Consider the following 13,311-nt stretch of genomic DNA (forward strand, 5'->3'; position numbering starts at 1 on the left):
TGAAGATAACTGTCATCAAAGAGCCAGACGCTTAAGACGCAGAGCCGATGAAATTGTGGAACAATTCACGAATCATCGGCTCTTTTTGTTTCGTATTTGAAAGAACAAACTCACCAAATAAAAAAAAACGATATTCGGGTGGGTTATTTTGTTATACCCTAAATTACCCTCTGAATTTGTTTTTAAATTTGGAGGGATTTTTTTATGTCCTTTTTTCGGGCAGTTATCTATCTGCTCATACGAAGCAAAATTTATCAATACATAGCATATCAGAGAACGGCAGGAAACCAGTTAAAAAAATTTCTGCCAGTGCAACGGTACTTCTCACCTTGAAAGTAGAAGTACAATCTCCATACAATAGAATTACTATTTCCTATAACCGTAAAGGTCACAGAGCCTTTGCGGTTTTTCTTTTGTCGATTTTTGTTGGAAAGTGCCGTAGGGCTGTTTCTGATATGCGGTGTCGTTCTCCGCCTCTCCATCTGGATTTTTTACATTTCAAAAATTCAGATGGGAGGTATTTATGGTGAAATATGCACCAAGAAAGGTATATATCAGAGAAAGTGGCGGCTATGTGGAATTATCCTACACGGAGTTCTGCCGTTGCAGGGAATCCGACCAGACCTTGAAGCACAGGGGGAAGTAACGGAACGGACGGACAGCCCTGTAATGTTCTTCCACCGTAAATTTCTCCAAATAAAACAGCATCATAAAAAGTTATTTTATTTTGCGAATTTACCATTAAATCTAAATTTAAATTTTTAATTATTACGGAATTTTTACTTACATTGTATTTTTTAAGATTATTTACATCAGCTAAAGCACCTAAAATTTCAAAGGTCGAACGAGCTGTATACTCACCATCTGGCCCATGAAGGACGATATTGGCTGAATCGATAAGAACTTTATTGTTTTGTAAATTAGAATTTATGCCAAAAGCTCCCATTAAACGAGTAATTCTTTCATCATAAATATCCTTACCTTCTTCATCTGAAAAATACTGGGAATTATGAAGGTCAATTTTTGTATTTGACTCTAAGATTAATTTATTGTCTTTAGCTTCACCATCAAAAGCTACAGATCCTGAAATATAAGGAGCTCCATTTAAGGGCAAGGTGTAGATATTTTCTACACCCATTATTGATATAGGAGTTTTCTTTTAAAATGGTTTGATTGTTAAATCCCCCTCCCTGTCAGTAAACGCCGCAGCAATTAAATACTTAAAACGATCGCCTTTTTGAGAATTATTAGGTACTCCACAATCCCCTATGCTTGGTTTGCAAAAATACACAGAAGATAATTCTCCATTTTCTAATATAAGTTTATTATTTGTTGCATTTGTATTTTGAGCATAAGCTGTTACAATAAAAGGCATAAAAGAACTAGGAACGGCTTGAGTATCTGAAGATACGGTTCCTAAAGTGCTAAAAGCTGTTATGATCTCTTCTTTTGAAGTATCCGGAGTTAAAATTTCAAGCTTGCATAAATTTTTATTTCCAGATTTAGGGTTATTATAAATCATAGTTAAATTTAATATAGGATATTTTGACTTAGAAGCATAGAAATTTTTTCCATTAATTTTTTTTAAAAATTTCTGCTTGAAAATCATAAACTTGATTATCCTTAAAAGAATGTTCAGAAATATAAAAAATTTTTCCATCCTTGCTTGTAGCCTGAACCGCCGCAAAACAAACCGAAGAAGATAAAACCACACTACAAACGCCCAAGCCAAATTTTGCATTTGTCTTATTTGTAAAAATTTTAAAAATATTAAAATATTTTTTCATCTCATTTCTCACTAAAATAAAATCCTTTTGATTTATCGCAAATTGATTATTTGCAACACTATCCCGTATGTCCTGAGTTGATTATAAAATAAAATATTAATTTGATATTTTATTTTTCAATATTTAAATTTAATGAAAATTTAACAAATTTTATATTAATATATTCTTAAATAAAATTTTATTTTAAATATTAAAAAAATACTTTTATAATTATTTAAATATTATCTAAAAGCACAACATTAATATAACTTTTCTAAAAATTGATCCAGACTTAATTAAATATAAATTTAAAATAAGTATAATTTTAAAACATTTTATATCAAAGGAAAAAAATGAAAAAAATATTAAGCATTGCTCTAGTTGCTTTAGTTGGTTTATTTTTAGGTGCTTGTAGTGATTCTAAAAATAAAGAATCAAATGCAAGTGTAGAATTAAAGGTTGGAACTGCTCCAAATTATAAACCTTTTAATTATAAAGAAAACTCAAAACTTACAGGTTTTGATACTGATTTGGTTGAAGAGATTGCCAAAAAAAATGGTATTAAAATTGTTTGGGTTGAAACCAATTTCGATGGATTGATTCCTGCTTTAAAAGCTGGCAAAATCGATATGATTGCCTCAGCTATGAGCGCAACTGATGAAAGAAGACAAAGTGTTGATTTTACGAAACCTTACTATATGAGTAAAAATCTTTATCTTAAGCTAAAAAACAACGACTCTCTTCAAACAAAGAATGATTTAGAAGGTAAAAAAATAGGAGTTCAACTAGGAACTTTACAAGAAAATACTGCAAAAGCTATCAAAAATGCACAAGTACAAAGCAATAAAGATTTAAACATAGCTGTTTTAGCACTAAAAAACAACAAAATCGATGCTATTGTAGCTGATCAAGATACTGCTAAAGGTTTTTTAGCTGAAAATCCAGAATTGGTAAGTTTCTACCAAGAAACAGATGGAGGAGAAGGCTTTAGTTTTGCTTTTGATAAAAATAAACAAAAAGATATTATTGAAATATTTAACAAAGGCATAGATGAAGCAAAAACTGATGGATTTTATGATACTTTAATTAAAAAATATGAATTAGAATAAGCGTGAATTTTCACGCTTATAGCTTAAAAAGTTAAAATTTCATATTTTCTCTCTTTTGCAATTTTTAAAATTTTTTCATCACCATTACATACAAAGGCTTTGCTAACAGACTCTAGTAAAGGTAAATCATTGATAGAATCACTAAAAAAATAAGAATCTTTCATCCATTTTTCATAATCTTTACCCAAATACTCTTTAAGTCTTAAAACCTTACCTTCTTTAAAGCTATAAACCCCGTAAGCTTTTCCACTAAATTTATCGCCCACACGCTCGCATTTTATGGCTATGCTTTCTCTCACTCCCAAAAAAGAGGCGATTTTTCTAACTAAAAATTCAGCCGTAGCTGAAATTATAATACACCTTTGATCTTGATATTTGATTATAAGTTCTTTAGCTTTTTCATAAGGTTTTATATAAATTTTTATAAATTCATCTACTAAAGATGAAATTCTATCTTCATTTTTACCCTTAACACTTTGAAGAAAAAAGTCATAAATTCATCCATATCAAGCTTTTTTTCTTGATATTGTTTTTGATAAAAAACGATTTTTTCTAAATATTCTTGAGGTAAAAAACCTTTTTCAACACAAAATTTAAGCCAAAGTTTAGCACTATCGCCTTGTATTAAAGTATCATCTAAATCAAATAAAACAAGCTTCATTTTAACTCTTTTGCTAAAGAAAGATTGAATTTTAAAGCGATTTTATCACCTGCTTCATAAGTACTATGAGTGCTAAAATTTAAAGTATCTACCTTAAATTCAATTTCTTGCACTCTAACCCTATAGCGTATGATATTGCCTAGTAATGATTTTTCTTTGATCTTAGCCTCTAAGCCTTCGTTAGAAATTTCTATGGTTTCAGGACGCAAGGCTATATCTTTTTTAAAATCGTGTTTTAAACCCAAGTTATCAAGCTCTTTAGGGCTTAAAATATTGTAATTTCCTATAAAGCTAGCCACAAAATGAGATTCTGGTAAAAGATAAAGATTGTTTGCGTTGGAATTTTGTATGATTTTACCCTCATTTATTAAAATAATCCTATCGGATAACTCTAAAGCTTCTTCTTGATCGTGCGTTACAAAAATAGTTGTGAGTTCAAGTTCTTTTTGAATTTCTTTAATTTGCACCCTTAAATGCTTACGAATTTTAGCATCAAGTGCCGATAAAGGCTCATCAAGTAAAAGTAAATCAGGTTTAGTCACCAAAGATCTTGCTAAAGCCACTCTTTGCATTTGTCCGCCTGAAAGCTTATGTGGATAAGTTTTAGCGTATTCTTCAAGCTCGACGAGTTTTAACATTTTTTTCACTCTTTTTTCTATGTCCTTTTTATCCATTTTTTTGATCTTTAAACCAAAAGCTATATTTTCAAAAACGTTAAGATTTGGAAAAAGAGCGTAATTTTGAAAAACCATACCTATATTTCTTTTTTGAGGGCTTAATTTGGTAAGATCTTTATCATTTAAAGAAATTTTTCCTCCATTAATTTGGCTAAGCCCTGCTATACACCTTAAAAGAGTGGATTTTCCACAGCCACTTGGGCCCAAAAGGGTTATAAACTCACCCTTTTTAGCACTAAAATTAATATCTTCGAAAATAATTTTATCCCCATAAGCTTTTTTAAAATTTTTAATCTTTAAATAAGCCATTTTTCACTCCTTAATCAAACTAGCTATAAAAGTTGTTATAAAAATTAATACAAAATAAACTATTACCAAAGCACTGGAATAATGCCCACTTTGATTTTTGATATTATAAAGATAAACTTGCAAAGTCTCATAAGCACTTCCTACAAGAATATTTGCGTATAAAAATTCGCCTATTAAAAAAGAAAAACTTAAAAAAACTGCCACCAAAATTCCATTTCTTAAATTAGGCAAGACAAGCTTAAAAATCGCTCCCATTAAAGAACCTCCAAGCATAGCATTAGATGCGATGAGTTCATTTAAATTGACATTAGACATAGCATTATCTAAAGCCCTATATATAAAAGGCAAAGCTATAGTAAAATAAGTAAAAATGAGTATCCAAGCTGTGCCTCCTATATTGTCAGCATAAAGTTGCAAAAGCCCCACACAGCTAACTATAGGAGGTACAGCAAAAGGCATGATAATAAGTATATTTACAAAGGCTTTTAATTTTAAAAAATAATAATTTAGCACAAAAACCAAAGAAAAAACAAGAATCACAGAAAGTAAAATACTGCCCACACAAACAAGCAAAGAATGCCAAAGAGCAAGTAAAAATCTTTCGTCATGAAAAAGTTCTTGATACCATTTAAGCGTAAGATCATCAGGCAAAACACTTACACCCCAAGAAGTGGAAATAGAATATAAAAAAGTAGCCATTAAAGGCAAAGCTAAAAACAAAAAAACCAAAAACAAAACTACATAATGATAAATTTTAGCTTTTAAACTCAAATTTTCATTCATTTAAAGCACCTTAAAATTATATTTTTTAGAAAGGAAATTGGCTATAAAGGTAACAACAAGCATGATAATAGTTATAATGATACTTAAAGCACTAGCCATATAAGGATCAAGATTGATATCGCCTGCGATTAAAGCAGCGATTCTTACAGGAGCGACATTAAAATTTCCCGAACTTAAAGCATAAATAGTCGCATAAGCTCCAAAAGCATTGGCAAATAAAATCACAAAAACACCAAACAAAGTAGGAGCGAGCAAAGGCAAAGCTATTTTTAACCAATATAAAAAATTGCCTCCACCTAACATTTTACAAGCATTTAAATGTGAATTTTCAAGACTTTTAAAAGCTGGAAGCAAAAGCAAGATCGCCAAAGGAATTTGAAAATACACATAAACAATATTTACCCCGAAATTAGCATAAACACTAACAAAAGGCTCTATGCCTAAATTTTTCAAAAACACATTAACTACACCATTGCTTCCAAGAACTATAATGAAAGCAAAAGCTAAAGGAACTCCTGAAAAATTACTTATCATAGTATTTAAAGAAAAAAGAAATTTACATATTTTTGATGGAGCTAAAACAAATAAAGAATAGCTCGCCAAAAGCCCTATTAAAAGTCCAAAAATACTAGAAATAAAACTGATTTGTAAAGAATTTATAATGCTTTGTAGATAGAATTTGGACTCAAAAATATGTATAAAATTGGCTAAAGAATAAATTTCATCCTCTTCTACATAAAAAGCATTAAAAACAATCCAAATCAAAGGCGCTATCATAAAAAAAGTAAAAACTATAAAAAAAGGTAAAATACTTAAAAAGGCTAGAAATTTTTCTTTCATTTTTTGGCCTTTAAAATTTCATCATTATATCTCTTATCGTGTTTAAGTCCTAAAATTTCACAGATACTGCCACAAATTTCATCCTGTTTTATCTTGGCATTTTCATACGAAAAAGCACTACCAAAAGTGAAAAAAGGCACTAAAATTTCATCTTCACTTAAGCCTCCATGACTTTTACCCTCTGTCATACCATGATCGCTTGTGATGATTACATTAATACCTTGTTCTAACCAAGTAGGCAAATACTCAGAAATCAAAATATCAACTTTTTTGGTTTTATTAGCATACTCAATAGAGTGTGAGCCAAATTTATGTCCTGCATCATCTATATTCATAGAATGTATAAGAGTAAAATCTAGATTATATTTGTTTCTTAAATGCTCCCCATCTGCAAATAAATGAGAATCTAAATAATCATCTTCATAATAAAAATGTCCATAAGGCAAAGTTAAATTTTCATCTTCTATGTGGCGATGTAAAGAAGGAATAAATTCTTTTTTATTATAAAGCTCAAAAACCCAATGATAAGCTGCGCCTCCAGCTTTTAAGCCTTGTTCTTTGCAAAGGTCAAAAATGCTTGTTTGTTTTGAAAAACTCAATTTATTATTAATTATCCCACTTAAAACAGGCTTTACGCCTGTTAATAAGCACTCGTATAAAGGACGAGACATACTAGGAAGTTCGCATTCTAAAGAATAAAATTTGCCTAAATTCTCTTTGCAAAGCGCATTTAAATATCCCATATTTATACTAGCACTTTTACAATTTAAGCCATCAAGCACAACTAAAATAGCTTTGGACATCATTTACTCTTTAAAAAATCTTTTACTTCAAGTAAAATAAATTCATTATCATCAGTTTTATTAGGTTCTCTACTTGAAGAATAAGGAAAGTTATTGTCATTTTCTACGACTATATGAGAGTCATCTACTATATCCACACCTTCTATGGTTTCAAAAGGAAAAACAAATTTATCATTTACCAAAGGCTTTTTAGAAATTTTATTTCTATCCTTAATATTTAAAAGATCTATATAAGAAATTTTTTGAGCTTCATGAGTTTTATCATCTAATTTAACCTTATAAATTCTTTTAAATTGAGCTACATTATTAAAACAATGCTTAGTATCTTCACCTTCTTTGCAAGCCTTATCTTTAGTGCCTTCTTTTTGATCTCTTTCTATGATGATGCCGTATTTATCATCTATCATATTAAAATCACCTATGGAATGGCTTTTATCTTCTAAGAAATATTTATAAGTTTTTCCAGTGAATTTTTTATTTTTTACATTAAATTCTATGATTCTTAGATATTCTTTACCTTTTTCATTCTCATAAGCGTTGTTATTATAAATGCTTCCTTCTAAAAGCAAATAAAGTTTAGAACCATCTTTAGAGCTTGCCATAGCTTCAAAGCCTTTAGAACGCTTGATATTAAATTTCTCATTTTCTCCATCAGGCTTATCGCTAAATTTTAAACTTGGATTATCAGGAGAAATAAGTTTTTTACCCTCCACATACACATCAAAAACTTCTTTTAAATTCCCATTCTTATCAAAATGAAGCAAATAAGGACCAAATTCATCACCTATATAAAATTCATCATTGATAACCTGTATACTCTCAGTATCAAAATCAACCCCACTTAAATACCTTTCTTTGGTTGTTTCGGTGGTTATAGGATAGGGGTATTTTTTATCACTATCTTTAAAAAAAACTGTTTTTAAAAGTTCGTATTTTGAGTTTTTAAAATCAAATTTAAACTCGTGAGCATAAAGCATGGCATCATAAGAATTATACTTTTTACCCAAGCCATTATCGCTAATTACCCAAAAAACATCTTTTTTTGGAATATATTTTATCCCACTATGTCCTTGTATAGGTTGATTTTTAAAAGGTAAATAAAAATCTGTTTCCCTGTTTCCCTTAGATTTAAAAGTTCCAATTTTTTCTTCTCTAGCGATATTTGCAAATTTCCCATAAGTTTTAAAAAAATCAGGAGCATCCTTAGGAGGTTTTACTGTACTTTTAGAATCTATGATAATATGCCCTGCTAAATTGGCCTCATACTCTTGAACTCCAAATAAAACACTGCAAAGCATAGCACTTGTTAAAATAACCTTTTTCATCCAATCTCCTTTATTTCATATCCACTATAACTTTTTCTTGCCAAAGTTGTGGCAATTCTTTAGCGCTTTTTTCCCAAGCTTTTTGATCTTTGATTGCTCTTGCATTTTTGTATTGCTCACTTGGTAAAAGTTTAGCTTTTATATCATCTGGCAAGGTAATATGATCAATTCTTATTGGCCTTGCATAACCTTTTGCTAGATTGATTTGTCCTTTATCAGAAAGTATAAACTCACGGGCTAATTTAGCCGCATTTGGATGTTTTGCGTATTTATTGATAATAGTTGTATAACCCGAAATAACACTACCATCAGCAGGGATTAAAACTTCATAACGATCTTTGCCCACTTTATCTCTATAGCCTAAACCATTAAAATCCCAAACTAAACCCACTTCAACTTCACCTTTTTCAAGATTGGCTATACTTACATCATTATTTACAAGTCTTCCTTGTTTGGCTAAAGTATTAAAAAAAGCTAAAGCAGGACTTAAATCTTTTTCATCCCCACCTAAGGCATAATTAGCTGCCAAAACTGCACTCACAGCTTGAGCTGCTACACTTACATCGCCCACGGTAATTTTATAATTTCCCTTAAGCAAATCTTGCCAAGTTTTAGGTATATCTTTTACTACATCTTTATTGACTATAAAAGCTATGGTTCCTGTATAAGCTAAAAGCCAATTTCCATCTTTATCTTTAGCCCAAGTTGGAATTTGATCCCAGTAACTTGTCTTAAAAGGCTGAGCTACTCCTTGTTTAACCGCTATCTCTCCAAAAGACGCCCCTACATCCCCTATATCACCGCTTGCATTTTTCTTTTCGGTTTTAAATTTAGCAATTTCTTGAGCTGAACTCATATCTGTATCACTATGTTCTATGTCATAAAGATTTTTAAGATCTGCCCAAGTATCCTTCCAGTTTGCCCAAGTATCAGGCATAGCTAAAGAATTTACCCTACCTTCTGCTTGCGCAGCTTTAATCAAATTCTCATCAATAGCTTGTGAATTTGAAAACAATAAAGCAACAAGACCTAAACTTAAGAAAAATTTCTTACTCATTTTTTTCCTTTCAAAAAATATTTTGGAAATTTAATGAGTTTTAGAAACATTTTAGAAACAAGTTAATTTTTAAGCAAACAAGGTTATAATTTTAAAGTCATAAACAAGGAGCGATCATGCTTTATATTTATATCAAAACTCAAAATGCTTTAGTTCAAAGAATCAATTTTAATCTCGATAGTCAAGAACTACCGCAAAATATTTTATGGATTGATTTACTTCATCCAAGTGCAGCAGAAATTGCTTTTATATCAAGTGAATTTAATCTTGAGTTTCCTACAAAAGAAGAAAGGGAAGAAATAGAGCTTAGCGCAAAATATTGGGAAGATAATGCGACAATAACCATCAATGCTCATTTTTTAGTAAGAGATCTTAAAAGTGATGAAGAGGATAGGAATTTAATCAAGCTTCGCACAGAAATTGTTACTTTTGCTACCGCTAAAAATATCTTATTTACTATAAGATATAACGAATTTAGCACTTTTGAAGAAATTCAAGCAAGGATTTTAGCTAGTCCGAAGAATTTTGAAGATGGTTTTGATATTATTGATAAAATGTTTGAAGTACGCGTTGAAAAAGATGCGGATTTACTAGAATGGATAGATAAAGAAGCAAGACGCTTAAGAACAAGTGTTTTAGAAAAAAAAGATGAATATAGTTATGATGAAATGCTAAAGGATATTTCAAGTTTGCAAGAGCTTAATATGCGCGTAAGAGATTCTTTATTTGATAAGCGTCGTGCTATGACTTCTTTGCTAAAAAGCGATAAAATCGATAAAGATATAAAACAAAATCTCACTATAGTTTTAAAAGACTTAAATTCTTTGGTTGAATTTAGTGTTTCGCAACTTAATATCTTAGATAATATCCAAACCATTTTAGCCAGCCAAATCAACATAGAACAAAACAAAATCATTAAAATTTTTACCGTTGCAACTGTTGCCATGATGCCACCTACTTTAATAGGAACTGTTTATGGTATGAATTTTAAATTCATGCCCGAACTTGAACTTCACTATGCTTATCCCATAGTGCTTGGCGTGATGGTAATTTCTATCATTTTACCTTTGGTTGTTTTCAAGAAAAAAGGATGGTTATAAAAATTTATTAAGGAGAAACAATGGATACAATAAACATAGGAATTTTGACCCTAAGCGATAGAGCAAGTAGTGGTATATATGAAGATAAAGCTACTACTGAAATTGAAAGAGTGTTAAATTCATATATAAAAAATGATATTATTTATCATAAAGAATTAATCCCCGATGATTATGATTTGATCATTAAAAAATTACTTTATCTAGCAGATGAAAAAAAATGCGATTTGATTGTTACAAGCGGAGGTACAGGTCCAGCACTTCGTGATGTAACCCCAGAAGCCACGGAAGCCGTGTGTGATAAAATGATGCCAGGTTTTGGAGAACTTATGCGCTTAGAAAGTTTAAAATATGTCCCAACAGCTATACTTTCAAGACAGAGTGCAGGAATTCGCAATAAATCTTTTATCATTAATTTACCAGGAAATCCTAAGGCTATAAAAGAATGCCTAGAGCCTGTTTTTCCGGCTATACCTTACTGTATCGATTTGATAGAAGGTGCTTATATAGAAGCAAATGATGAAGTTATTAAGGTTTTTCGCCCTAAGAAAAAATGTCAAAATTAAAATTTATTAGCTCTGATAAGTCTGCTTAATTGTCTAGCAAGCAGACTTGCCGAAGCTTCATCTTTGCTTATCTTTTGCACTTTATTTTTAAACTTACAAAGTCTGTCATCTAAAATCACATCATTGATTGGAATTTTAGGCTTTTCTTTTTGTTTTTGTGAAATCTTTTTCTTAAAAAACATTCTTTAATCCTTTTTTTATAAATATACACCAACTTAGTTGAAAAGAATATTATTTTAGATTTTAAACTATTAACTTTATTTCATTATTTTAAGCTAGAATTCGCAAAAAACCAATCAAGGAAAAATAATGACTTTAATTGCAATTTTATGTCTTTACACAGCACTTTTATCTTGGATTTCCTATGCTCAAATTCGTTTCTTAGAAAGAGAAAAAGACAAACAAGCTCAAATTTTAAGCGAAAAAGACTATCAAAATGCAGCAGATATTGCCATCGAAAATGAAAAATTTAAACTATTTTCCAATTTTTATAATTTAATCATCAATATTGCATGGATAGGTTTTGGATTTTTATATCTTAAAGAATTGCTTATCTTAAACAACACTCGTTTTGAAAATACTTTATTTTTATTATCTTTTTTAATAATCACAAGTATTTTAAATCTACCTTTAAGTATTTATGAAAGTTTTATCAAAGATAAAGCCCATGGTTTTTCAAATATGACTGTAAAACTTTTTATCAAAGACACTATGAAAAGTCTTATTTTAACTTTAATATTTGGATTTTTAATCCTTTATGCTTTGCTTTTTTGCTATGATTTTTTTGGAACTTTTTGGTGGATTGCGGCCTTTATTTTTGCCTTTTGTATTATAGTGATTATAAATCTCATCTACCCTACCTTAATAGCACCTATTTTTAATAAAATGAAAAAACTAGACGATGAAAATTTATTGAAAAAAATCAGCTCTTTAATGAAACAATGCGGGTTTAGTGCAAATGGGGTTTATGTTATTGATGCAAGCAAAAGAGATAAGCGTTTAAATGCTTATTTTGGTGGACTTTTTAAAAGCAAAAGAGTGGTGCTTTTTGATACATTATTAAAAGCCTTAAATGAAAGAGAACTTTTAGCTGTTTTAGGACACGAGCTTGGACATTTTGTTCATAAGGATATTATCAAAGCTTTATTTAACGGCGCTATAACTATGTTTTTACTTTTTTTTGTTTTTGCAAATTTACCTGAATTTGTTTACTTAGAAAGTCATCTAGAAGGAGTAAATGGCGGTGTGTTTGCTCTTTTATTTATCTTGGCAAATATTTTTAACTTTTTAATCTCTCCTATGCTTAATGCCTTAAGTAGAAAAAATGAATTTGCGGCTGATCAACACGGAGCTAAAGTTACAAGCAAAGAAGATATGAAAAATGCATTGATAGCCCTAGCAAGAGAAAATAAAGCTTTTATCAAAACAAGTAAAATATATGCATTTTTTTATCTCAGCCATCCAAGTATTAGTGATAGAATCAAGGCTCTTTCTTGACTATAAAAAATGCTCTTATGGAAGCTAAATCTAGCTTAAAAGGTTATGAAAATGAAGCAGTATTTATACTCTGTGAATATCTAAAAAAAGATAAAGCTTGGTTATTTTTAAACCAAGATATACAAATAGATCATGAACCTTATTTTAAGCTTATAAGGCGTTTTAAATCTGGAGAACCTTTTGAATATATATTTGAAAAAGTGGATTTTTGGGGCTTAGAATTTAAGATAAAAAAAGGCATTCTAATCCCTCGCTACGATAGTGAAATTTTACTTTTTCAAATTTTAAATTTATGCAAAAAAAATACTTTTAATGGGATTTTAGAAATAGGATTTGGAAGTGGAATTTTAAGCATTATTTTAGCCAAAGAACTTGGGTTAAAAATCACAGCCTGCGATATCAATCCCAAAGCCTTAGAATTAGCTTTAGAGAATGCCAAATTACACAAAGTCGATCACTTGATTGACTTTAAACTTTGTAATTTTAAGCAAATTAAAGAAAATTATGATTTTATTTTTTCAAATCCACCCTATATTAAAAATTCATATCCTATAGATATTTGGGTGCAAAAAGAACCCAAAGAGGCTTTATTTGGAGGAGAAAAAGGATATGAAATTCTAGAAGAAATCATACATTTTTCCCTTGATAAAAAAGTTAAATTTTTAGCTTGCGAATTTGGCTATGATCAAAAAGAAATTTTGGAAAAAATTTTATATCAAAATAATTTCATTGTTGATTTTTTCAAAGATGAACAAGGTTATAATCGTGCTTTTATAGCTAAATTTACAAATATGCGTTATGATAAAAAATAAAAGGAGAAA

Annotated in this window: 12 protein-coding genes and 4 pseudogenes; 6 read left to right on the top strand and 10 right to left on the bottom strand. The window is 29.8% G+C overall.

Translation table 11 applies throughout. The annotated features are described in order from the left end of the window. Positions 1 to 523: 523 nt before the first annotated feature. Positions 524 to 625 (top strand): annotated as a pseudogene (locus SR62_RS09480) (sigma-70 family RNA polymerase sigma factor); the annotation flags it as partial. Positions 626 to 661: 36 nt separating this feature from the next. On the opposite strand, the pseudogene SR62_RS03220 reads toward SR62_RS09480, so the two are convergent. Both SR62_RS03220 and SR62_RS03225 read right to left on the bottom strand, forming a co-directional pair. Then, positions 662 to 1,138 (bottom strand): annotated as a pseudogene (locus SR62_RS03220) (hypothetical protein); the annotation flags it as partial. After that, positions 1,068 to 1,787: pseudogene (locus SR62_RS03225) on the bottom strand (hypothetical protein). The pseudogenes SR62_RS03220 and SR62_RS03225, both read right to left, overlap by 71 nt. Before the next feature lie 332 nt (positions 1,788 to 2,119). On the opposite strand from SR62_RS03225, the gene SR62_RS03230 reads away from it, so the two are divergent. Then, a complete protein-coding gene (locus SR62_RS03230) occupies positions 2,120 to 2,875 on the top strand; it encodes a basic amino acid ABC transporter substrate-binding protein (protein ID WP_002854837.1) in 756 nt (251 codons plus the stop codon). A gap of 23 nt (positions 2,876 to 2,898) precedes the next feature. Here SR62_RS03230 and SR62_RS03235 read toward each other — a convergent pair. The 7 genes and pseudogenes from SR62_RS03235 to SR62_RS03265 form a co-directional block, all read right to left on the bottom strand. After that, a pseudogene (locus SR62_RS03235) lies at positions 2,899 to 3,536 on the bottom strand (HAD family hydrolase). After that, complete coding sequence (locus tag SR62_RS03240; protein WP_002893297.1) at positions 3,533 to 4,522, bottom strand: ABC transporter ATP-binding protein; 990 nt, start codon at positions 4,520 to 4,522, stop codon at positions 3,533 to 3,535. Before SR62_RS03240 ends, SR62_RS03235 begins: the two are co-directional and overlap by 4 nt. Before the next feature lie 3 nt (positions 4,523 to 4,525). Further along, positions 4,526 to 5,305, bottom strand: coding sequence for an ABC transporter permease (locus SR62_RS03245; RefSeq protein WP_147502263.1), 780 nt, complete (start codon positions 5,303 to 5,305; stop codon positions 4,526 to 4,528). Further along, positions 5,306 to 6,145 (bottom strand): ABC transporter permease, encoded by an 840-nt coding sequence (locus tag SR62_RS03250; RefSeq protein WP_002879676.1) that lies wholly within the window; start codon positions 6,143 to 6,145, stop codon positions 5,306 to 5,308. Then, positions 6,142 to 6,951: an alkaline phosphatase family protein gene (locus SR62_RS03255; protein ID WP_010891882.1), complete on the bottom strand. Its 810-nt coding sequence runs from the start codon at positions 6,949 to 6,951 to the stop codon at positions 6,142 to 6,144. Before SR62_RS03255 ends, SR62_RS03250 begins: the two co-directional genes overlap by 4 nt. After that, positions 6,948 to 8,273 carry an esterase-like activity of phytase family protein gene (locus SR62_RS03260; RefSeq protein ID WP_002793291.1) on the bottom strand — a complete coding sequence of 442 codons (1,326 nt, stop codon included), beginning with the start codon at positions 8,271 to 8,273 and terminating at the stop codon, positions 6,948 to 6,950. The genes SR62_RS03255 and SR62_RS03260 overlap by 4 nt, the downstream gene beginning before the upstream one ends. A 10-nt stretch (positions 8,274 to 8,283) precedes the next feature. After that, complete coding sequence (locus tag SR62_RS03265) at positions 8,284 to 9,330, bottom strand: ABC transporter substrate-binding protein (RefSeq protein WP_002852095.1); 1,047 nt, start codon at positions 9,328 to 9,330, stop codon at positions 8,284 to 8,286. Positions 9,331 to 9,446: 116 nt separating this feature from the next. Here SR62_RS03265 and corA point away from each other — a divergent pair, with 116 nt between their 5' ends. After that, a complete protein-coding gene (gene corA / locus SR62_RS03270) occupies positions 9,447 to 10,430 on the top strand; it encodes a magnesium/cobalt transporter CorA (protein WP_002799370.1) in 984 nt (327 codons plus the stop codon). 20 nt (positions 10,431 to 10,450) lie between these two features. Next, on the top strand, positions 10,451 to 10,993 hold the full coding sequence (mog, locus tag SR62_RS03275) for a molybdopterin adenylyltransferase (RefSeq protein ID WP_002854948.1): 543 nt from the start codon (positions 10,451 to 10,453) through the stop codon (positions 10,991 to 10,993). On the opposite strand, the gene SR62_RS03280 is transcribed toward mog, so the two are convergent. Continuing rightward, a complete protein-coding gene (locus SR62_RS03280; protein ID WP_002825403.1) occupies positions 10,990 to 11,175 on the bottom strand; it encodes a hypothetical protein in 186 nt (61 codons plus the stop codon). The two genes, mog and SR62_RS03280, sit on opposite strands and share 4 nt — an antisense overlap. Before the next feature lie 127 nt (positions 11,176 to 11,302). Between SR62_RS03280 and SR62_RS03285 the strand changes: the two genes are divergently transcribed. Both SR62_RS03285 and SR62_RS03290 read left to right on the top strand, forming a co-directional pair. After that, positions 11,303 to 12,490, top strand: coding sequence for a M48 family metallopeptidase (locus SR62_RS03285; protein WP_002869835.1), 1,188 nt, complete (start codon positions 11,303 to 11,305; stop codon positions 12,488 to 12,490). Beyond that, positions 12,487 to 13,302 (top strand): HemK/PrmC family methyltransferase, encoded by an 816-nt coding sequence (locus SR62_RS03290; protein WP_032584118.1) that lies wholly within the window; start codon positions 12,487 to 12,489, stop codon positions 13,300 to 13,302. The genes SR62_RS03285 and SR62_RS03290 overlap by 4 nt, the downstream gene beginning before the upstream one ends. Positions 13,303 to 13,311 lie beyond the last annotated feature (9 nt).

The organism is Campylobacter sp. 2014D-0258, assembly GCF_008000495.1.
In the GTDB taxonomy this organism is placed as follows: domain Bacteria; phylum Campylobacterota; class Campylobacteria; order Campylobacterales; family Campylobacteraceae; genus Campylobacter_D; species Campylobacter_D jejuni.

Excerpts from the sequence above, each read along its gene's own strand:
- SR62_RS03230 (WP_002854837.1), top strand. The coding sequence starts at position 2,120 with ATGAAAAAAATATTAAGCATTGCTCTAGTTGCTTTAGTTGGTTTATTT.
- SR62_RS03240 (WP_002893297.1), bottom strand. The coding sequence starts at position 4,522 with ATGGCTTATTTAAAGATTAAAAATTTTAAAAAAGCTTATGGGGATAAA.
- SR62_RS03245 (WP_147502263.1), bottom strand. The coding sequence starts at position 5,305 with ATGAATGAAAATTTGAGTTTAAAAGCTAAAATTTATCATTATGTAGTT.
- SR62_RS03250 (WP_002879676.1), bottom strand. The coding sequence starts at position 6,145 with ATGAAAGAAAAATTTCTAGCCTTTTTAAGTATTTTACCTTTTTTTATA.
- SR62_RS03255 (WP_010891882.1), bottom strand. The coding sequence starts at position 6,951 with ATGATGTCCAAAGCTATTTTAGTTGTGCTTGATGGCTTAAATTGTAAA.
- SR62_RS03260 (WP_002793291.1), bottom strand. The coding sequence starts at position 8,273 with ATGAAAAAGGTTATTTTAACAAGTGCTATGCTTTGCAGTGTTTTATTT.
- SR62_RS03265 (WP_002852095.1), bottom strand. The coding sequence starts at position 9,330 with ATGAGTAAGAAATTTTTCTTAAGTTTAGGTCTTGTTGCTTTATTGTTT.
- corA (WP_002799370.1), top strand. The coding sequence starts at position 9,447 with ATGCTTTATATTTATATCAAAACTCAAAATGCTTTAGTTCAAAGAATC.
- mog (WP_002854948.1), top strand. The coding sequence starts at position 10,451 with ATGGATACAATAAACATAGGAATTTTGACCCTAAGCGATAGAGCAAGT.
- SR62_RS03280 (WP_002825403.1), bottom strand. The coding sequence starts at position 11,175 with ATGTTTTTTAAGAAAAAGATTTCACAAAAACAAAAAGAAAAGCCTAAA.
- SR62_RS03285 (WP_002869835.1), top strand. The coding sequence starts at position 11,303 with ATGACTTTAATTGCAATTTTATGTCTTTACACAGCACTTTTATCTTGG.